This window comes from Nitrospira sp. Ecomares 2.1 (assembly GCF_965152585.1).
Genome location: NZ_OZ224219.1, coordinates 107,407 through 127,894, shown reverse-complemented (window position 1 = coordinate 127,894; position 20,488 = coordinate 107,407). Strand labels below are relative to the sequence as shown.

The following is a 20,488-nucleotide window of genomic DNA, read 5'->3' as shown; positions in this document are numbered from 1 at the left end:
CATCAAAAACATTTTTTGCGACAGAACCGTCGGCAGGCTAGCCTTGGCGGCTGACTGAAACGGCTGCGCCCGCTGGAAAAAATGACTTGAACACCCAGCCTAACTTGCCTCTACCCTACGCCATCATTATGATGAGCACGCGAAAAATCCTGTCGCATCGCGGCAGGTGGATTGTGATGGCGCCATTTTTACCCTGAGTTTGTAGTGAATCTTACACGTGTGAGTATCAGTTACCCTTACATCAAAGATGCAAAGGAGCCTTCCCCGGTAGGGGTTGCTAATGAGTAAATCGCTGATAATTGCCGAGAAGCCCTCTGTTGCAGCCGACATCGCGCATTCGCTTGGCGGACTGAAACGTGAGAAGGATTATTTTGAAGATGACGACTATGTTGTCACCTCAGCCGTTGGACACCTACTTGAAATCAAAGCGCCTGACAACGTAGAGGTCAAACGTGGCAAGTGGTCTTTTGCCAACCTGCCGGTCATTCCCGATCACTTTGACCTGAACCCAATCGCCCGCACCGAGGACCGGCTAAAGTTGCTTGCCAAGTTGATCGGCCGCAAAGATATCGACCGAATTATCAACGCCTGTGACGCCGGGCGGGAAGGCGAGTTGATCTTCAGGCTGATTGTCCAGCACACGAAGGCCAAGCAACCGACAAGCCGGCTTTGGCTGCAGTCCATGACACCCAAGGCCATTCGCGAAGCGTTTGAGGAACTGCGCGATGATGAACAAATGAAGCCGCTCGCTGATGCCGCCCGCTGCCGAGCAGAAGCAGACTGGCTGGTTGGCATTAACGGCACCCGGGCTATGACGGCGTTCAACTCCCAAGACGGAGGGTTTTACCTCACCACCGTTGGCCGGGTTCAAACACCCACTCTCACCATCGTCGTGGAGCGCGAGGAACAGATCAAGCAATTCGTCTCGCGACCCTACTTTGAAGTGCATGCCCAGTTTGATGTCGAGGCCGGACAGTATTCAGGTCGCTGGTTTGATACGGAGTTCAAAAAGAATGACGAAGATGCGGAACGGCGCGCAGAGAGACTTTGGGACCGCAATCAGGCTGAATCAATCAGGCAGGCCTGCCAGAATCAGCAGGCGGTGGTCACTGAAGAAACCAAGCCGACGACGCAAAGCGCACCGATGCTGTTTGACCTGACCAGTCTGCAACGTGAAGGCAACGCCAGGTTTGGCTTTTCGGCCAAGACAACATTATCGCTGGCGCAAGCGCTCTATGAACGCCACAAAGTGTTGACGTATCCAAGAACCGATTCGCGCGCGCTGCCGGAAGATTATCTCTCTACCGTGCAAGATACACTGGCCATTCTGCGTGATGAGTCGAGTGAGCGTTTGTCAGCCATGACCGGCGGCAGCGCCGGCAATCCGATAGGACCGCATGCGGCAAAAATTCTGAGCAATGACTGGGTCCAACCGAACAAGCGCATTTTCAATGACGCGAAAATTTCTGATCACTTCGCCATTATTCCCACATTGCAGGCACCCAAGAACCTTAGCGAAGCCGAAGCCAAGATATACGACCTGGTCGTGCGTCGATTCATGGCGGCCTTTTTCCCACCTGCAGAGTTTCGAAACACCACCCGCATTTCCCAAATTGGCAGGCACCACTTCAAGACTGAAGGCAAGGTGATGGTCAAGCCGGGTTGGTTGGCAATTTACGGCCGTGAAGCCATTGCTGGTGAGGGCACACTCGTAGCGGTTGGGGAGAATGAAAAAGCCACGGCCAGCGCTATCGAGGTTCGCGACATGGCAACCAAACCACCGGCCAGATATACCGAAGCCACACTGCTTTCTGCGATGGAAGGCGCCGGGAAGCTGATTGATGATGATGACTTGCGCGAAGCTATGTCCGGGAAAGGTTTGGGCACACCGGCAACCCGCGCAGCAATCATCGAAGGCTTGATTAGTGAGAACTATCTATTGCGCATAGACAAGTCACTGATGCCCACCACCAAGGCCTTTCAATTGTTGACCTTGTTGCGCGGACTGGGGGTGACCGAACTTACGATGCCGGAACTAACCGGCGAATGGGAAAGCAAGCTTTCGCAGATAGAACGAGGGCAGTTGGACCGCAAAGCGTTCATGCAACAAATCAGCAAGATAGTTGAACAAATTGTTGCGAGGGCCAAAAACTACGGCGCAACAACCGTTCCAGGCGATTACTCAACATTGCAATCACCCTGCCCCAAATGCGGCGGCCTGGTCAAAGAAAACTACAAACGGTTTTCCTGCACACAGTGCGATTTTTCAATTACGAAAATTCCCGGCAGTCGTCAATTGGAAGTACCCGAAGCAGAAATTCTGATTGCCGAACGCAAAATTGGTCCGTTGCAGGGATTTCGCAGTCGGCTGGGCCGACCGTTTGCGGCAATCCTCAAACTGAACGATGAACACAAGCTTGAATTTGACTTCGGTCAAAATGATGACGATGAAAACAGTGAACCGATTGATTTTCACGGCCAGGAATCACTGGGCAGTTGCCCGAAGTGTCAGTCATCGGTTTATGAACATGGAATGAATTATACCTGTGAAAAGGCGGTCGGCCCGAACAAGACTTGCGACTTTCGAACGGGCAAAGTCATACTGCAACAGGAAATCGAACCCCCTCAAATCAGAAAATTGCTGAGCGAAGGCAGAACCGAATTGCTGACCGGCTTTGTTTCATCACGAACACGTCGCAAGTTCAAGGCTTACCTGAAACGCGGGGATGACGGGAAAGTCGGCTTCGAATTTGAGGCCCGTAAACCCAAGGCCGGCGACGATCAGGGCGCGAGCGGCAAAAAGTTGGCCGAGAAGAATGCCGAGACTAAGACTAAGAAACCGGCGGCAAAAAAATCAACTGCTAAGAAACCAGCTCGTACGGACAAAAAACTCAAGCCCCGCTGATGAAATATCGCGGAACCCGGCCGATTTGGAAACTTCCTGACCTGCTCTCATTTCCCTGAATGCAAAACTACAACCTGGCTCAATTTTTAATTGAAAAAATCAGGAAACAAACGGGAAGTAAAATACTCTGTCACAATGGGGTATGAGGAGATAGCGGCACAACGGAGAAGAACCAGAAGACAGACAGCTTAGGATCCGACGGCGGGCTTGATCCCTTTCTGATGCTCAAAGACTTTGATAGGCTCACCTTTGCCGTGAATAAACTCTTCGGTCACCAACACCTCTTTCACCTCGGCCTGCGACGGCAGCTCATACATCAAGTCCAACATCACCGACTCTAAGACCGCCCGAAGTCCACGCGCCCCGGTTTTTTGTAGATGAGCTTTTTTGGCAATCGCCAATAGCGCCCCATCGGCAAACTTCAATTTCACTTTATCCAAGGACAATAACTTCTGATATTGCTTGATCAGTGCGTTTTTGGGTTCCGTTAGAATGCGGACCAATGCCGGTTCATCCAATTGATCAAGAGCCGCGATAATCGGCAGGCGACCGATAATTTCAGGAATTAGCCCATATTGAAGCAAATCTTCCGGTTCCACTTTAGAGAATAAGTCACCAATTTTATGTTGCCCGCGTATCTGCACATCGGCGCCAAAGCCCATCCGCTTTTGGTTCAACCTCCGCTCAATGATAGAATCCAACCCTACGAATGCCCCGCCACAAATAAATAAAATATTGGTCGTATTGACTTGAATAAACTCCTGATGAGGGTGTTTTCTTCCCCCTTGAGGCGGAACATTGGCTACGGTCCCTTCAATGAGTTTTAGCAACGCCTGCTGAACACCCTCACCGGAGACATCCCGCGTAATTGAAGGGCTATCGGCCTTGCGGGTAATTTTGTCAATTTCATCAATGTACACAATTCCCCGTTCTGCACGCTCAACTTCATAGTCGGCAGCCTGCAGAAGTTTCAAGATAATATTTTCAACATCTTCACCGACATACCCGGCTTCTGTCAGCGTCGTCGCATCCGCAATCGTAAACGGAACATCCAGGTAATGGGCTAATGTCTGGGCAAACAAGGTTTTTCCCGTCCCCGTCGGCCCGACAATCAGAATATTGCCTTTTTGAAGTTCGACATCCCCGATTTCATTTGCTGAAATACGTTTATAATGGTTATAGACCGCAACCGAGAGAACCTTTTTTGCCTTGTCCTGTCCGATTATGTATTGATCAAGATGTTGGTGGATATCCACCGGCTTGCACAGCTTGGCGGAAATCTCCTGGCGAGACTCCTGCCAATCCTCGGAAATAATCTCATTGCACAAGCCAACGCATTCATCACAAATATAGACCGTCGGCCCCGCAATGAGTTTTCGAACCTGATCACGGTTCTTGCCGCAGAAGGAGCAACGAAGATTGGCTTCGGACTTCGCTTGTCTCGCCATAAAAAGTGCCTCCTTTGCCCTTAATCCTTACTTTTTGAACCTGACTTCGTGTCGTCCTTGTGCCCCTTCTCCTGACTTCGGACGATGACCTCATCAATTAATCCGTACGCCTTGGCTTCTTCCCCTGATAGAAAATAATCCCGTTCCGTGTCTACAGAAATTTTATCCAGAGGCTGCCCTGTGTGAAAGGCCATAATTTCATTCAATTTTTCGCGGATCTTTAAAATCTCCCGGGCATGAATATCAATCTCCGTCGCTTGGCCCTGAAATCCTCCCATCGGTTGATGAATCATGACCCGTGCATTGGGAAGAGCGAAACGCTTACCTTTAGTCCCTGCTGTTAATAACAAGGCGCCCATGCTTGCCGCTTGGCCTAAACAGATGGTGTTGATGGGCGATCTCACATATTGCATCGTATCATAGATACCCATCCCAGCCGTCACACTTCCGCCAGGTGAATTGACATACAAATGAATGTCCTTTTCCGGGTCTTCGGATTCCAAGAACAACAGTTGAGCGATGATGACATTCGCAAACATATCATCGATCGGCGCTCCAACAAAAATGATCCGATCTTTTAAGAGGCGCGAATATATATCATATGACCGTTCACCTCGATTCGTTTGTTCAATAACCATCGGAATGAGCATTCCCTGAGACCTCCTCGTGTTGTAAATAGGTATCAAATACAGATATCAAAAACAGGTGTATTCAGAAGGATCGCACTACGCGTTACCCCTGAATGACTGCATTTTGATAGACAAACTGCAAGGCTTTTTCCGCCTTCATCCGCTCACGAAATTCCTCCTGAGCCCCCTGCCCTCCAGCTTCGACCATGCGTTGAATTTCACCAACCGGGAGCTTTAAGGAGGTTGCCAGTTTTTGAATTTCGGCGTTCACCTCATCCTCAGTCACATGAAGTCCTTCTTTCTGGACGATCGCATCCAGAACCAAACTCAGCTTCACACGCCGTTTGGCTTCCGGATGCAATTCTTGTTGGAGTCGCTTGGCCTCTTCTTGTAATCGTAATGGCTCTTCCACATCATCTTCACGATGAGTATGTCGATGGTTTTTCAGCATTTTTTGACGAATGAGCGTCTGGAGCTCCCGTTCAATCAAAACCTCGGGAATTTCAAAGTGATGCATCTGCAACAAGCGTTCAATCACCTGATCTTTATACCCTTCTTCAAGATCCTGTTTCAGGAAATTATCCAATTGGGTGTTGATGGTGGTTTTGAGGTGTTCCAGTGAATCGTAGTCGCCGCAATCCTTGGCGAATTCATCATCCAGTTCCGGGAGTTTCTGCTCTTTCACGGCATCAACAGTCACCTTGAGGACCATCGTCTTTCCGGCAAGGTGCGAATCAGGATGATTGGCGGGAAAGGGTTGCGGGATTTCAATCATATCCCCGGCCTGTTTTCCGATGAGAGACTCATCCAACTCCACACCCAGAATCGGGGACTTGGACCCAATGTGAAGAAGATGCCCCTTTTTCTGGGTCCCTTCCAAAGGCTGGTCCTCCACAAACCCCTCAATAGACAACACCGCATGCAATCCTTCACGAAGAGGCGTTCCATCAGGAACCACGTCAAGCTGGGCATGTTGCTCCCGTAGGCTCTGGAGAGCCTTATCAACTTGATCATCTGTGACCGTCCGTGCATCCCGTTTCAAGGAAATAGGATTCGGTGGTCGATAGTCGCCTAATTGAATAGTGGGCTTTATTTCCACCGTCGCCGTAAAAGTAAATGGACTATTGGACTTCACTTTCATGCGTTCCAGTGGGGGAATATCAACGAGGATAGGAACTACCCCGGCTTCCTTCACCGCTCGCTGGTAATAATCGGGCACCAACCGTTGCACGACATCCTGCTCCACGAGATCGGCATACCGTTTTTCTAATAAGGCTATTGGCGCTTTCCCTGGTCGAAATCCAGGAATTTTGGCTTCACGCCTCAACTGGGCATACACCTTTTGAAATTCGCTTTTAACGGCTTCTTCGGGAACTTCGATTTTTAACGACCGCTTGACCGGCCCGAGCTCTGTCATTTCTAACTTCATAAGACCATTCATCCTTGTAAAAGGGCACAATAAAGATTATAGATGTTAAGAACTGGTGCGAGAGGGGGGACTTGAACCCCCACGGTTTACCCACGAGATCCTAAGTCTCGCGCGTCTGCCATTCCGCCACTCTCGCCCGTAACCGTTTTTGCTTCACTCCATAGCTTCTATAAGATGTTCTTCCTCTGGAATGATCAGGGGAAATAAGATCCTGTCTTCTACGGACCCTCCCTATTATAAAACGTCTATCTCCTTCAGGCCATCCTAAAATTCAGGTAAAGAACACAGTCCTCCGGAGAGCGCCGCAACTTACACCCGGATCAAGCGGGGAAATATTCCGATGGATATGATGATGAAGGATTCACCAGAACCCCCCTCAAACCAAATCATAGCCCCAATAATTATATTAGAACAGACAAAAGACCACCCGCGCACCCTCAAAGGAAACGAACGCTACAGAGGTGATTTCCCAACCCTCCTATGGATAACCCCTCTTGATCGGCTCGAATGAGTTGGGTAAGGTAACACTCTATGAACTTAAAACAGCTCTATCAAGATATTTATCAGAAATATCTTGAAAAAAAAGATGATCATCAGGGGTATGACTTTCAAGAGTCCCCGGTAGGGTCCGCAACTCCGCCGTCACCCACTTTTGCGGATACCATCAAATGGTGGACATTGAATCGTCCCAGTCGGCTACAAAAAATCAGGCAAGACCGAGATCAACGGCAACAGGACATTATCAATATTCAATCCCCGCCTCCAGCCAACCGGTAAGATCCGCGGAGCATCTTCTCGTTTCATGCAGAGTTTCATTCAGGCCACAGGTCGCCTTTACCACCAAGCCCTGTTCGCCTCGATCCAGTCCCTCACGCGCGCATGGATCTTGATCCCCGTCCTCCTTGCCTATGCCCTAGGCCTCATTCTGGTCACCTCCCTCATTGCTCCCCTTGGAATGATCGGAGGGTTTATCCTGGGTGCCCTCAATGCCCTTGTCATCGGATCTACCCTTAGTCTAACCGAACAGGCTGTCCTGGGGGCGCGTCGTGTGAGTTGGCCGGATATCCTGCCAAGTATGGGGCAATATTTTTGGGAAGTCATTTCTGTTGGATTTATGGTGTGGTTTCCCTTGTTATTCCTCGAAATGGGTCTCCAGACCAATCCCTACCAACCACTGATTGCCACAGCCGTATTTTTCCTAATTTTTGTGCTACTCAATCCAGTACCGGAAGTAATTTACCAGAGCCGGAACGGATCCGCCCTCGAGGTTGTCCGGGAAAGTTATGAATTTGTCGTCGAAAATTGGATCGAATGGTTTTTACCCGTGGCCATCGTCTTCGGACCATTCGGCCTGACATTTTTCTTTCAAATGTCCAGTCAGGCGGGAAGGCGTGGGGGGTTAGACTTCTGGCATCTCATCACGTTGCCATTTTCCGTGTTATCCGAGTGGCTCTCTTTGTTGGGGGTGTCTTCCGATGTGAGTTTTGTTATCGTCCTCGGACTTACTCCCATTGTGACGGTATTCACGCTCCTCTTTCGAGGCCATTTATTTGCCGCCCTGCATCGATCTTCCCGACGCCAACGGATGTTCCAATCCCGAATCTCCTAAGTAAGAAAGGAAGAAGATAGCATGAAACATAAGGAGTGAGGAGCCAGAGGCAGGGTGGATACGCGCTCTTTATCCCTCTTCGCTCTACTCTAACTATTCCCTTCACTTGCTTGTCGCTCTCAGACCCCCATGGTAAGATGGCAACCTTTCACCAAACAGATCCTCGGTGAAGAAGACAACAAAGATGGGGTTGATAGATCCCCTCCAAAAGACAAACGGCTTCATCAGAGGTTCAATCGCCGCAAAGTAGATACCCATTCGCGGAGAGGTGCGAGAGTGGCCGAATCGGCGTGACTGGAAATCACGTGTGCCAGCAATGGTACCGTGGGTTCGAAACCCACCCTCTCCGCCATATTTGGTCCGTCGCGAGAATCAGGAAATCCTCAGAGGAGGATTGAGCCAGTCCGTGAGGCGATGGACCATCGAGACTGCATTTAGGGGCTGGGCCCTGTGCGACAGAATCCTGCAAACCCCGCCAGGTCCGGAAGGAAGCAACGGTACGTGGGCTAGTCTGTGTGCCGCAGGATCACCTGGCCCCGACTAACTTTATGGGCTGCCTCTCCGTATCTTGATACCAGAGGTCAGTCTTCGAGGGTGCTCAAGGAAAAACCCTTTTCCTGGTTAACGCACATTATGGAATTTCAGGTTTCAGCACGGAAATACCGCCCGACTAACTTCAAAGAAGTCCTGGGGCAATCTCATGTCGTGCAAACACTTACCAATGCGATCGACCGCAAGCGGGTAGCCCACGCCTATGTCTTTTCCGGCATGCGGGGAGTCGGCAAAACCACCGTTGCGCGCATCCTGGCCAAATCCCTTAATTGTGAACAGGGCCCGACCAGCCACGCCTGCGGAACCTGCCCAAGTTGCGTGGAAATCACCAGAGGCAATTCTGTCGATGTCATTGAAATTGACGGTGCTTCCAATACCGGCGTGGACGATGTTCGGGAACTTCGGGAAAACGTCAAGTTTGCCCCGTTTCATGGCACATACCGGGTCTACATCATCGACGAAGTACATATGTTGTCCAACTCGGCCTTCAACGCCCTCCTCAAAACACTGGAAGAACCGCCGAATCATTGTGTCTTTATTTTTGCCACAACGGAAGTTCATAAAATTCCCGCTACCATTCTTTCGCGCTGTCAGCACTTCACCTTTCGACGCATTTCTCGCTTAGAAATCATCGCCCAACTACGCCACGTAGCCACTCAAACCGGCGTGACTGTCGAAGATCGAAGCCTATCGGCCCTGGCTCGCGCCAGCGAAGGCAGTATGCGAGACGCGTTGAGTCTGCTGGATCAGGCCGTCTCCTTCGGTGGAGAACGCATCCAGCATAGCGATTTGGAAATGCTGATTGGGTCCGTGCCGGACGAACTCGTCCGGCTCATGATTGACGCCATTCTTGGGCACCAGGCTGCCCAAACGATGTCTCTCGTGGGTCAGTTAGTCGACCAAGGGTTTGATGTTCGGGTGTATTGCCGGGAACTGTTGGAGCGTTGCCGCAATCTGCTGGTAGCTTGCGTGGTGCCCTCACGCTCACAAGTGCAAACCCTTCTTGAATTGGGAGATGAGGAAGTCGATCAGGCCATCGCGCAAGCCCAACAATTCTCCGAGCCTTATTTACAGGCTCTGTTTGCCATTTTCTCGCGAACAGAGGACGGACTCCGAGGAAGTTCTCATCCACGGTTCCTGATTGAAGCTGCAGTAGTACGAGCAGCACTTCTTGATCCTGTGACAGTGACTTCCACCACAACAGAACAGAAGGCCAATGCACCCGCCCCATCTGTTTCCCACGCAAAAGTATTGCCGACTGCAGCATCGACTCCGTCTCCCGCACAACCGGCTAAGGTCCAAGTACCTGCGGAAAAAACGGTGGCTCCTCCAAGCCGATCCAGGCCCAGTGGCGGCGCCACGACGATGTTTCCTTCCTCAACACCACCTGGTGCGGAAAAGGCGGCTTCAACAACAGTGTCATCTGACAATGGCGAGCCCAAGGCCAGCCCCAACTCGGCTGCCCAGCATTCGTCAGACTCACCTATGACGTTAAATTGGGAACTCGTCGTGGAGCGCATGATTAACGACCATCCGAATATCGGGAGTTTCCTGGAGAAGGGAAGTGTCGTGTCCATGAGCGCAGGCTCCATTGTCCTGGGTTATTCCAAAAAAGATTCGATTGCTCGCTGGCGGACGGACAAACCGGAAAATCGCGTGCTGATCGGTCAAATATGCGAGGAATTCGCCGGCCGCCCGGTAAAAGTCCAAGTCATTGAATTTCAAGAAGGGCAGGCTTACCCGCCGTCAACCAGTGAATTACGAGCAAAAAAAAAACTTGAGCAGGACCAGGATCTGATTGAAAACGTGAAGGCCCACCCTTTGGTGAAACAAGCATTGGAACTATTCGGGGGGGAAGTCGTATCGGCAGAAAGAACCCCGCAAAAGGAGGAGGTACGCTAATGTCTAAAAATCCATTCTCTAATATGGGCAATCTTTTAAAGCAAGCCCAGGCCATGCAGGAAAAAATGGGAAAGATTCAAGAGGAAGCGGCCACGAAATCCGTCGAGGCTTCAGCCGGAGGCGGGATGGTGACCGTGGAAGCCAACGGCGCCATGCAATTAACCAAGCTGACCATCGATCCGGAAGTGCTGAAATCCGGTGACCATGACATGTTGCAAGACTTAATCGTCGCCGCATCCAATGAAGCCTTGCGAAAGGCGAAAGAACTCATGGCTGAAGAAATGAAATCTCTCACGGGAGGGATGGGCATTCCGGGCATGTTCTAATCATCAAACGAGGTTTATCATGCTGGAAACCACTCCGACCAAACATACCAGGGCCAATAGCCAACCTCAGGGGCTGGTCGCTCGTCTCAGCCGGGAACTCGTGCGGTTGCCCGGTATTGGGCAAAAAACAGCTCAACGGTTGGCCTTTCATCTCATGAAAACGGACAAGGAAGAGGCGCTTCGCCTGGCCGATGCCATTCGTGACGTGAAAGAAGGGGTCTCCTTCTGCACCCAATGCCGGAATATTGCCGAAGGTCCCCTCTGCGAAATTTGCCTGGACCCGAAACGGGACACCACGACCATCCTCGTGGTGGAAGAACCCAGCACCCTCCATGCGATCGAACAAAGCCGGGCCTTTCGAGGCCTCTATCACGTGCTCTATGGGGCGCTTTCACCGCTGGACGGCATTGGGCCGGCAGATATCCGCACCCATGACCTGGAAAACCGGGTCCAGAACGGTGAATTCAAGGAAGTCATCGTGGCCACCAACCCCACGATTGAAGGAGAGGCCACCGCCATTTACCTAACCAAGCGATTAAAACCCTTGGGGGTCAAAGTCTCCCGTATCGCCTATGGCATTCCGGTCGGCATGGATATCGAATATGCCGATGAGGTCACTCTACTCAAATCCATTGAAGGGCGCCGCGATCTCGGGTAGCCCCAGCACCCCGTTACCGTTTCGCTAAAACCTTCGTTTCAATCTGTTCGAACTGCTGGGGAAAATACCCCAACCATATCCCAACCTGTTTGATTTCATCCCGCCATTTCTTCTCATAGCCCCCTTCAGCCGACGCAAACAAAATTAAACTCGACAGGATTCCACTGACCTTGTCCTGTCCTACGCCATCCGCAAACAATTTCGGTATCGTCAATCCTTGGGACAGGCGAAGAAGGTTATCTTTTTCTTGGGAGGGAAGATCCAAATGACGAAAGACGGCACGAAGCCGTTTGAATTCGGGATCGTTCACTCGTTCAATCGCGCAGACGAACAGACCACCCAGATTATAGCGTTCCGTGGAAGAAAGGAGTTCTCCTCCGGTCTTTGTCCCGGTTGAACGGGTAGGGGATGGAGCTGATCGACTTGGAGTCCTGGCCTGTGGATTCTTCGTTTGTGCCGTCACAACCTTCTTTTGAGAAAGCGAAGGCTCCTTCTTGGTGACCACAGATTTCGTGGCGGAAGGCCGTGGGGCAACGATTGTGTTCTTCACAACCGGAGCCTTCTTCTTGAGAGGCGACCGTTTTGGAGCAGCGGGCTTTTTGGCTGTGGGGGTGGAAACGGCTTTCACCACGTTCCTTTTTGTGGGGGTACGGGTCTTAGTATTCTTCACCACAGGTTTTTTTGGCGTACCCGTCTTTTTTGCAGAAACGCTTTTAGAGGAAGCTAATTTGGCTTTCGTTGGTAGTGATTTTTTAGCGACAACCGGCTTTTTTACAGAAGGGCCCTTGAGGGAAGTCTTTTTCTTCCCTAGCGCTGACCCGGTTTTTGCCGACTTTTTCATTGCAGCAGATTTAGAAGCCACGGTCTTTTTTTTGGTTACGGATGGTTTCTTCGAAGAAGGCTTTGAAGCCACGCGACGAACAGATTTCTTTTGAGCCATGCAGAATCCTTTCTATGAATCTATAAAGAAGAGGAAAAATTGAACCAGCGGTTGGATCAAAAAAGAAATGATAGCCTTTCCATCGGGTTCCAGCAATATGTTAAGGAAGAAAGACCTCAATTAAAAAACTTCCACAGTATGGATCTGTCAGCCCATTCGCAAGAACCTCTTGAACATTTAGGAAATTCTTGGGATGCTCAAAGGCCATTCAAAAAGTCTTACATCTGATGGAGCAAGAATTAAACATACGAGTTCAACCTCCTCAAAACCCATATGAAAGTTTTCATCTCCTATTCCCATAAGGACGAGGGTCATCGGAACAACTTGGTTTCCCATTTGGCTCAGCTGAAGCGAGATGGGGTTATTGAAGTCTGGCACGACCGAAAAATTATGGCAGGGCAGGAATGGGCTCCTCAAATAGATAAAAACCTGGAACAGGCATCGATTATTCTACTGCTAATCAGTTCTGACTTTCTGGCCTCGGATTATTGCTACGACAAAGAAATGTCTCGGGCCTTGGAAAAACATCATAATGGGGAAGCCCGGATCATCCCCATTATCATTCGTTCGGTTGACTGGAGCACAGCCCCATTCGCTAAGATCCAGGCCCTGCCTCAAGACGGGAAACCAGTTACCAGTTGGAATATAGAAGATGAAGCCTGGACCGACGTAGCTAAAGGCATTCGTCTGGTCGTCCAAGAACTTTCTCCGACGCCAACACTTCCGCTAATCAGAGACCCAGTGAACAGCGAAATACAGTCTGGAACATTCCGCTTGAGAGGAATCCGTTTTTTACGGGGAGGGAAGAGATTCTTGGGGAGATTCGTGACGCGCTTCTGTCATCTGGAAAAGCTGCCTTTTCCGGGTTGGGAGGGATAGGTAAAACTCAAACGGCTGTGGAGTATGCCTACCGGCACAAAGACGATTACTACCATATTCTCTGGGTCAAAGCCGAATCCAAGGAATCCCTCACTTCGGACTTTGCCCAACTCGCCACGCCGTTGAACCTGCCGGAAAAACAGGTAAAGGATCAGCAAGAGTTCGTTAACGCCGTCCTTCGGTGGCTCAAACAACATGACGAATGGCTTTTGATCCTGGACAATGCCGATGACCTCTCCTTAATCCAGCCTTTCATCCAGGATTTTCAATCAGGCCATATACTGCTCACGACAAGAGCACAAGCGACAGGGACGATCTCACGTGTAGAAGTCAAAAAATTACCTGAGCAGGAAGGAGTAGTTTTTCTTTTACTGCGTGCCAAAATGATCACTAAAGATACTTCCAATGACACCATTCCCCCAGAACTGCGCGATCAATCTCTTCCTATTGTCAGAGAACTCGATGGCCTACCCCTCGCCTTCGACCAGGCTGGTGCCTACATTGAAGCAACCCATTGTGGATTAGCTGCCTACTTCGAACTCTATAAGTCGCATGGGATCGAACTTCTCAAGGAACGAGGTCTCTTTGCACCTGGATATCCTGATCCAGTCGCGACAACCTGGATTTTATCCTTTCAAAAAATCGAACAGGCTAATCCCGCCACTGCCGAGCTTTTAAGATGCTGTGCCTTTCTTCATCCCGATTCCATACCAGAAGAACTCATCATCGAGGGAGCGTCCGAACTTGGTCCGATTCTCGGACCGGTGGCTGGGAATACCCTATCGTTTAACAACGCCATAGGGGACATTTTAAAATTTTCCCTCATCCACCGGGACATGACAACCAAAACCTTGGACATCCATCGCTTGGTCCAAGCCGTCATCCTAAAGAGTCTTGATGGCGAGATACACCAGCAATGGAATGAACGATTCATTCGAGCCATGGACCATGTGTTTCCGTCACCAGAATTTGAAAATTGGCCACAATGCGAACGTTTACTGGTCCAGGCTCAACACTGCACCTCAATGATTATCACCAACAACCTTGGGTCGCAGGAAGGGGCACGGATTTTAAACCAAACCGCAATTTATCTTTACGAACGGGCCCGTTACCCCGACGCCGAGCCCCTCTTCCAGCGCTCCCTGGCCATTTGGGAAGAAGCCTTGGGGCCCACGCATCCCGATGTTGCCACCAGCCTCAACAATTTGGGGGGACTCTATGACAGCCAAGGGCAGTACGGTAAAGCCGAGCCCCTCTACCAGCGCGCCCTGGCCATTCGGGAACAGGCCTTGGGGCCTACGCATCCTCAGGTCGCCACAAGCCTCAACAATTTGGGGCTGCTCTATCACAGGCAAGGGCAGTACCTCGACGCCGAGCCCCTCTACCAGCGCGCCCTGGCCATTTGGGAACAGGCCTTGGGGCCCACGCATCCTCAGGTCGCCACAAGCCTCAACAATTTGGGGCTGCTCTATCACAGGCAAGGGCAGTACGGTAAAGCCGAGCCTCTCCTCCAGCGCGCCCTGGCCATTGCCGAACAGGCCTTGGGCCCCACGCATCCTGATGTCGCCGCAAGCCTCAACAATTTGGCGGGCCTCTATGACAGCCAAGGGCAGTACGGTAAAGCCGAGCCTCTCTACCAGCGCACCCTCACCATTTTGGAGGAAGCCTTAGGATTAGAACACCCCGACACGCAAACTGTGAGAGAAAACTATGAAGATTTTTTGAAAAAGATGGAGGATGAGAATATTTAAAAATGGATGAAATCAACTAGAACAATCGATAATGCCCAGTGGTATGCGTATTTCTCTCCTACCCCTCTCCCACTGGGGAGAGGGAAATTCCGAGAGTTTTACATCTGTTTTGGGACGTACCGAGACCACCGAACGGAAGCGACCAATTGGCAGGATGGTCAAAATGGCCATTTAGCGCGACCGCAGCAAGCGAGGAGGCGAAACGTACTCATGTACGTTGAGTCTCCGAGCGAAGCGAGAACAAAGCTGATGGCCATTTTCACCATCCTGTCAGGGGGAGACGCCGCTTTTCAGGACAATTTCGCATATATGATCCAACCGTTCGATATGCTCATAGGCTGACCAGGGGTCCGGTGCCATGGAGCAGACTCCGTGATTGGCTTGGCCGACAATATCGTAATCGCCTGCCGGGTTGGCTTCTGTAACACCTAAGGCCTTCGCCGTGGCTTCTCCAAGTTCCGTACTGATGGCAGGAAGAGCGGGCGCGGTTGGCCCGATACGGGTGTAGCGGTAGATTTCCGGAAAGTCTTTGCAGATTTTCTGAAGATCGAACCCCCGATAGATGGCTGCGACCACATGGGTTGGATGCACATGCACGACGGCCCGCGTCCGATTCATCCCTCTGGTCAAGAGATAATGCATATGCAGCTCACCGGAAGGATTGGTTCCGGGAGCCACCTGCAACTTCCCGGCGACAAACTTAATTTTGACCATATGCTCGGGATGAACAATTGTCTTTCGCCAGCCTGAAGGAGTGACGTACAGGTAGACGCTCCTCGCTCGTCTGAGACTACAATTTCCGTCACGGCTGGTAATCCACCCCCGCTCATAACATCGCCGTAACACATCGCCTATGGCTGTAATCATAGATTCATTTCCCCTCCATTACTGTTGAATAGGCCTTCATTTTCTCAGGTCAAGTTTACCATCCTGTTTTCATTTCGTCTTACCCTTTCACAGAGCACATGCCTGGCTTTATCAGACATGATCCCGTAGATATACAGAGAGAACTCACTGCTTCTGATGAGCGAGGGAAGCAGTCCAAGAACGTGGGATGGATCGCTCCGATACATAGATCGGGGGGGATTCAATGCGTTACAAATATTCCGGGGTTTGTCCCCACGTCTCGGAAAACACAAACTCCCTCAACGGCTTACGAGACCGTGGCGCCAACTCCCGTTCACAAAGCCCATCAGGAAGTGTGGAAGCATCTCCCTGGTACCCGATAGCAATCCCGGTGACGGCTTCATAGCCGGCGGGAAGGGCATAGCGTTCGCGAATGGCGTCGGGAAGAATCCCAGCCATCTGATGAACCGACAGATCCATGGCTGTGGCTTGCATGACCAGGTTTCCCACCGCCAACCCGATATCATGATAGGCATGGCGGTTGACCTCTCCATTATGATCAAAATGGAGTTTTGCCACGGTGAGCAGAAGGAGTGGAGCTCGCTTCGCCCAGATTTGATTTCCCTCCACCAGACAACTCAGAAGCTTCTGATGGTTCTCGGGGTGCTCGATGGTTGCGAGAATAAAGACCCAGGGCTGTTCGTTAAAACAGGAGGAAGCCCATCGTGCTGCTTCCAACAAGCGTTGGATTTTTTCTCGTTCTACCGGCTGATCGGCAAAGGCCCTTGGACTCCAGCGACGGCCTAACAGATCATGAATGTGGAATTGCACGTCCGCGGGTTTTTCCATGGTTTCTCCTGAGGGGCATTACCCCCACTTCACTTATTGATAATTCGGTCTTATGGTAGACGCCACTGGCCACATTCTTCTGGCTCCGGAATGCACCAGGCGATCTCCTCTACCTGGGTTAATTTGAGCTTCTCGGGATGCGGACGTAATCCATAAGAGAGCTCTATATCGGACCTGTCTGTGTGTTCTCCACATGGACAGCATTCAGGTTCATCCGTATCAGCATACAACAGTTCCATAAAGTCATGATCCCAGAAATACCGGTTGGTCATCGTCTCGAAATCCACCAACCCAAACCGGTACCCCCCTAGCATGGTAAACGACACCGATCCTTCATAAATTTGATCGTTGTGCCACAGACAATAACTTTTGAGACATTCGTATACCAGAAGCCAATGATAGTCAGTTAATCGATAGACCATTGCGGCCTCATGAGCCACCAGCAATTCCTCAAGCGTGATAAGTGCACTATAGGGAGTAAACAGCGTCCCCACGTCCGGATACTCCACCAACCAGGCCTCAACATCATTGTGAGACGCCAGACCCCGCACGGCTTGCAGTTCATGGTCAAGCGCTTGCCTCACAAAAGGGATAAACACGGCATCGGGTTGAGTCCGAAAATACAGCATTGCTCGTGGGCCAAATAGGTAAACCCTGGCTAATTTTCGTGAAGGGCTTGTGTAACGAGGTCCGTTATGGCGTGCAATTGGAAAGGCTTATCGATGGTGTGTTGAGCTCCTAAGCGACGAGCAAGGTCTAACAAATCGAGTTTGGCTCGCTCACTTCCACCGGACATCGCGATGATTTTCACCTGAGGAAATTCACGCCGCAAATCCAGTATGGTCTCAAGCCCCTCTTTTTCGGGCATAAGAATGTCTAAAATAATCAGATCGGCTGGGCGGTTGCGATATTCCTTAATGCCTTCGACTCCGTTTGTAGCACAGTCAACAGTATATCCCTTATCTTCCAAGGCCTGCTTCAACAAGTCACAAACCTGCCGATCATCATCCACAACAAGAATGTTTGCCATTATTTTGTCTCTTTCCACGCCCCACTCCGGATGGTCCTCTTCCTTTTCCCTAGGAACAGATCCACCACGAACTGTGCGACCAACTGTGGCTCCTCCAAAAATTAATGGTATGGGCCAAGCTCAAAACCTCCCGGCTCAGCCCTCGAACGTTATCGCCAATGAACCATCCACTTCTGGTATTCATGATTATTGAATAACATTCCCGGAATACCCGGCATCTGCTGGAGTGATTCACCACGCGCCACCCAACCAAGAGAACCCTGCTTACCCATGGATTCATCTTCGGATAGGTCAAGACTCGGCTAACGACGAAGGTGTTTTGTCGAGCACATGGCGAATGATGGGAACCAGGTCCCGAATGGCCAATGGCTTCATTAAATAGCCCTGAATTCCCAATGCCTTCGCTCGTTCCGCGGAGATCACATGGCTGAATCCTGTACACAAAATTATGGGGAGGTCCGGGCGAATCCGCAGAAGCTCACGGGATAAGGCCTCGCCGGTCAATCCCGGCATTGCTTGGTCAGTAATGACGAGATCAAAACGATGCGGGTCTTCGCTAAATGTCCTCAGAGCTTCAATTGAACTCGTGTGCACTTCCACCGTATATCCCAGTTGCGTGAGAAGTTCCTTCCCAAGCCTCACAATAGTCTCTTCATCATCCACAAAAAGAATTGATTCTTTCCCATTCTGAATAGCTTTTGGATCGTGGATAGGCTCAAAGACCTGGGTCGGAACAGTCGGGAGATAGACTTCGATCTTTGTCCCCTTATTCACGACACTCTGCACGACAATGGCTCCTCTATGACCCGTAATAATTCCATGCACCACGGCCATCCCCATCCCAGACCCCTCGCCAATCGGCTTGGTGGTGAAGAAAGGATCAAACAATCGTTCAAGTACCTCAGGAGTCATGCCCGAACCGGTATCTTCCACCGTCAACCGAACATGCGGACCAATATGTAATCCCGAGATAGCTCCGGTCAGGTCCTCCGTCACCTCCACATCCTCCAGAGCAACGTACAAAATCCCCCCGGGTTCTCGCATAGCATATTCAGCGTTGGTGCATAGATTGATAATGATCTGATGCATTTGGGTCGGATCCGCGAGAATGGTGGACTCTGTTTTCAATGACTGACGTATCTCAATGGTGGTGGGAATCGTAGATCGTAAGAGTTTCAAGGCTTCCCGGACGACCATGTGAAGAGGTGTGGGCTTCTTCCCCTGACCAGCTTGACGACTAAAGGTCAAAATTTGAAGCACTAAGTGCTTGGCTCGGTGACCCGCAGTCAGCACTTCTTGCAGATTTCGTTGAGTACGGCTTTCCTTTGGAACCGTGGCCAAGGCCAATTCGGTGTAGCCCAAAATTGCCGTTAAAATATTATTAAAATCATGGGCGATGCCACCTGCCAACGTCCCAATAGCTTCCATGCGGCTTGATTGCCGAAATTGGCGCTCCGTTTTCGTGAGAGCCTCCTCCACACGCTTCCGTTCTGTAATGTCCTCCGCAACTCCCGCAAGACTCAGCAAGTCCCCATTGGACTTTCGAATTGGAACTGTTTGTATTCGCACCCACCGAATAGTATTATCCGGTCTCACAATCCGGCATTCTCCCTGAACCCCATTCCCATCCGGCTCAATTTGGTGAGTGAGAAATCGTGGTTGATCTTGAGGATGAATAGCATTCCATAGGCTTTGAGGGTCCTCTCTAAAACTTGCACAACTGCGACCCCAGACGGTTTCATATTGAGGGCTCACATACCAGACTTCGGACTGGTCGGGGGCAAAGACCCAAAACACTTCCTTAATATGATCCACCAGTTGCCGAAACCGTTCATCACGCTCTGTCAGAGCTCTCTCCAGGTCTTTGGTGTATTCCGTCAGTTGGTCACGAAACGTTCGACGAATAATACCAAGTAATTCGGATGGAGACCCTTCCCGTTTTATGTAGGAAACGACGCTCTCACCTATGACACCCTTCGCTGAATCCAGGCTGGCAAAGGCTGCACTCAGGACCATCTGAATTTCTGCATTTTTCGACTTGAGAAGAGAAAGTAATGAAACTCCGGCGGCATCTAGCGCTTGCACATTGACCACTGCGACCGCAAAACTTTCACATCTGGCAAACTCCGAAGCTTCCGCAGCTGTCTTGGCCCCCACCACCTGATAGCCTTCCTCAGCCAGATCATTGACATTCATTTCCAATTGGCTTGGACGGTCTTCCACAATGAGAATTCGCAACCATTCCCTTCGCATCGTCATACATCCCTCCCTAATGCCTACCGTCCAGAACCCTGTTCGTCATCCTTAAAATCTATTCGAAGGTCTATTTGGAGCTTCTTCCCTTTGAATCATTTGGATCCAGCCATCCAAAACCAAGGTCTACCCTTCATCGACCTATCAGACATTTACTCTTCTCATCATGTGGGAGATAGTCCCGTTGCCCAGGTGATTAGCGGCATATACTTGTTTTTGAACCCACTTTGGAAAAAACTTCAACGATACACCCCAAGTCTCACAGTTCTATTTCCACATCACTCTTTTTCTGAAATATCAGGAATACTCAGGCTACTCCGACACACCGAATTTCAGCATCCACGACATATGATGCTGTTTCCCTCATGGAATTGATCATGGCTCCCAGCCCTCTGAAGATCAATTCCCTGTTTTTTCCACTCATCCGATTCCATCATACCAATCCCCGCATTAATGGTCACGCACTATACTCCCCCTTAAGA

The 20,488-nt window shown here is 50.5% G+C and carries 19 protein-coding genes, 2 tRNA genes and 1 other RNA gene; 12 read left to right on the top strand and 10 right to left on the bottom strand.

Features of this window, described 5'->3' with window-relative positions; translation table 11 throughout:
* Positions 1-280 precede the first annotated feature (280 nt).
* Entirely contained in the window at positions 281-2,905 is a 2,625-nt protein-coding gene (locus tag ACWHYD_RS00615; protein WP_447964008.1) for a DNA topoisomerase III, read from the top strand.
* A gap of 6 nt (positions 2,906-2,911) precedes the next feature.
* The gene (locus ACWHYD_RS00610) at positions 2,912-2,995 is read left to right on the top strand and encodes a topoisomerase DNA-binding C4 zinc finger domain-containing protein (protein WP_447965800.1); all 84 of its coding nucleotides are present in this window, start codon (positions 2,912-2,914) and stop codon (positions 2,993-2,995) included.
* Positions 2,996-3,093: 98 nt separating this feature from the next.
* On the opposite strand, the gene clpX is transcribed toward ACWHYD_RS00610, so the two are convergent.
* The 4 genes from clpX to ACWHYD_RS00590 all read right to left on the bottom strand — a co-directional run bounded on the left by clpX (position 3,094) and on the right by ACWHYD_RS00590 (position 6,547).
* The gene (gene clpX / locus ACWHYD_RS00605) at positions 3,094-4,353 is read right to left on the bottom strand and encodes an ATP-dependent Clp protease ATP-binding subunit ClpX (protein ID WP_447964007.1); all 1,260 of its coding nucleotides are present in this window, start codon (positions 4,351-4,353) and stop codon (positions 3,094-3,096) included.
* Between the two features lie 20 nt (positions 4,354-4,373).
* Positions 4,374-5,003, bottom strand: coding sequence for an ATP-dependent Clp endopeptidase proteolytic subunit ClpP (gene clpP / locus ACWHYD_RS00600; RefSeq protein WP_447964006.1), 630 nt, complete (start codon positions 5,001-5,003; stop codon positions 4,374-4,376).
* 82 nt (positions 5,004-5,085) lie between these two features.
* Positions 5,086-6,411 (bottom strand): trigger factor, encoded by a 1,326-nt coding sequence (gene tig / locus ACWHYD_RS00595; protein WP_447964005.1) that lies wholly within the window; start codon positions 6,409-6,411, stop codon positions 5,086-5,088.
* Positions 6,412-6,464: 53 nt separating this feature from the next.
* A tRNA-Leu gene (locus tag ACWHYD_RS00590) sits at positions 6,465-6,547 on the bottom strand.
* A 395-nt stretch (positions 6,548-6,942) separates the two neighbouring features.
* Between ACWHYD_RS00590 and ACWHYD_RS00585 the strand changes: the two genes are divergently transcribed.
* The 7 genes from ACWHYD_RS00585 (at position 6,943) to recR (ending at position 11,458) form a co-directional block, all read left to right on the top strand.
* A complete protein-coding gene (locus tag ACWHYD_RS00585) occupies positions 6,943-7,188 on the top strand; it encodes a hypothetical protein (protein ID WP_447964004.1) in 246 nt (81 codons plus the stop codon).
* A 25-nt stretch (positions 7,189-7,213) separates the two neighbouring features.
* A complete protein-coding gene (locus ACWHYD_RS00580; protein ID WP_447964003.1) occupies positions 7,214-8,020 on the top strand; it encodes a hypothetical protein in 807 nt (268 codons plus the stop codon).
* A gap of 262 nt (positions 8,021-8,282) precedes the next feature.
* Positions 8,283-8,372 (top strand) — tRNA-Ser (locus tag ACWHYD_RS00575).
* Between the two features lie 87 nt (positions 8,373-8,459).
* Positions 8,460-8,559, top strand: an RNA gene (ffs, locus tag ACWHYD_RS00570) — signal recognition particle sRNA small type.
* Between the two features lie 55 nt (positions 8,560-8,614).
* The gene (gene dnaX / locus ACWHYD_RS00565) at positions 8,615-10,474 is read left to right on the top strand and encodes a DNA polymerase III subunit gamma/tau (RefSeq protein WP_447964002.1); all 1,860 of its coding nucleotides are present in this window, start codon (positions 8,615-8,617) and stop codon (positions 10,472-10,474) included.
* Positions 10,474-10,800, top strand: a complete 327-nt coding sequence (locus ACWHYD_RS00560) for a YbaB/EbfC family nucleoid-associated protein (RefSeq protein WP_447964001.1) — start codon at positions 10,474-10,476, stop codon at positions 10,798-10,800. The genes dnaX and ACWHYD_RS00560 overlap by 1 nt, the downstream gene beginning before the upstream one ends.
* 19 nt (positions 10,801-10,819) lie before the next feature.
* Positions 10,820-11,458 carry a recombination mediator RecR gene (recR, locus tag ACWHYD_RS00555; RefSeq protein WP_447964000.1) on the top strand — a complete coding sequence of 213 codons (639 nt, stop codon included), beginning with the start codon at positions 10,820-10,822 and terminating at the stop codon, positions 11,456-11,458.
* 13 nt (positions 11,459-11,471) lie between these two features.
* On the opposite strand, the gene ACWHYD_RS00550 is transcribed toward recR, so the two are convergent.
* On the bottom strand, positions 11,472-11,921 hold the full coding sequence (locus ACWHYD_RS00550; protein ID WP_447963999.1) for a hypothetical protein: 450 nt from the start codon (positions 11,919-11,921) through the stop codon (positions 11,472-11,474).
* Between the two features lie 31 nt (positions 11,922-11,952).
* Here ACWHYD_RS00550 and ACWHYD_RS00545 point away from each other — a divergent pair, with 31 nt between their 5' ends.
* From ACWHYD_RS00545 to fxsT, 3 genes are all read left to right on the top strand, one after another.
* Entirely contained in the window at positions 11,953-12,393 is a 441-nt protein-coding gene (locus ACWHYD_RS00545; RefSeq protein ID WP_447963998.1) for a hypothetical protein, read from the top strand.
* A 278-nt stretch (positions 12,394-12,671) separates the two neighbouring features.
* Positions 12,672-13,277, top strand: a complete 606-nt coding sequence (locus ACWHYD_RS00540) for a toll/interleukin-1 receptor domain-containing protein (protein ID WP_447963997.1) — start codon at positions 12,672-12,674, stop codon at positions 13,275-13,277.
* Positions 13,166-15,028 carry an FxSxx-COOH system tetratricopeptide repeat protein gene (gene fxsT / locus ACWHYD_RS00535; RefSeq protein ID WP_447965911.1) on the top strand — a complete coding sequence of 621 codons (1,863 nt, stop codon included), beginning with the start codon at positions 13,166-13,168 and terminating at the stop codon, positions 15,026-15,028. Before ACWHYD_RS00540 ends, fxsT begins: the two co-directional genes overlap by 112 nt.
* Positions 15,029-15,298: 270 nt before the next feature.
* Here fxsT and ACWHYD_RS00530 read toward each other — a convergent pair whose 3' ends face one another.
* The 5 genes from ACWHYD_RS00530 to ACWHYD_RS00510 form a co-directional block, all read right to left on the bottom strand.
* The gene (locus ACWHYD_RS00530; RefSeq protein WP_447963996.1) at positions 15,299-15,895 is read right to left on the bottom strand and encodes a class II aldolase/adducin family protein; all 597 of its coding nucleotides are present in this window, start codon (positions 15,893-15,895) and stop codon (positions 15,299-15,301) included.
* A 228-nt stretch (positions 15,896-16,123) separates the two neighbouring features.
* A complete protein-coding gene (locus tag ACWHYD_RS00525; protein WP_447963995.1) occupies positions 16,124-16,723 on the bottom strand; it encodes a nitroreductase family protein in 600 nt (199 codons plus the stop codon).
* 50 nt (positions 16,724-16,773) lie between these two features.
* Positions 16,774-17,352, bottom strand: a complete 579-nt coding sequence (locus ACWHYD_RS00520; RefSeq protein ID WP_447963994.1) for a hypothetical protein — start codon at positions 17,350-17,352, stop codon at positions 16,774-16,776.
* Positions 17,353-17,381: 29 nt separating this feature from the next.
* Positions 17,382-17,753, bottom strand: coding sequence for a response regulator (locus tag ACWHYD_RS00515; protein WP_447963993.1), 372 nt, complete (start codon positions 17,751-17,753; stop codon positions 17,382-17,384).
* Between the two features lie 291 nt (positions 17,754-18,044).
* Entirely contained in the window at positions 18,045-20,012 is a 1,968-nt protein-coding gene (locus ACWHYD_RS00510) for a response regulator (RefSeq protein ID WP_447963992.1), read from the bottom strand.
* Between the last annotated feature and the right edge of the window lie 476 nt (positions 20,013-20,488).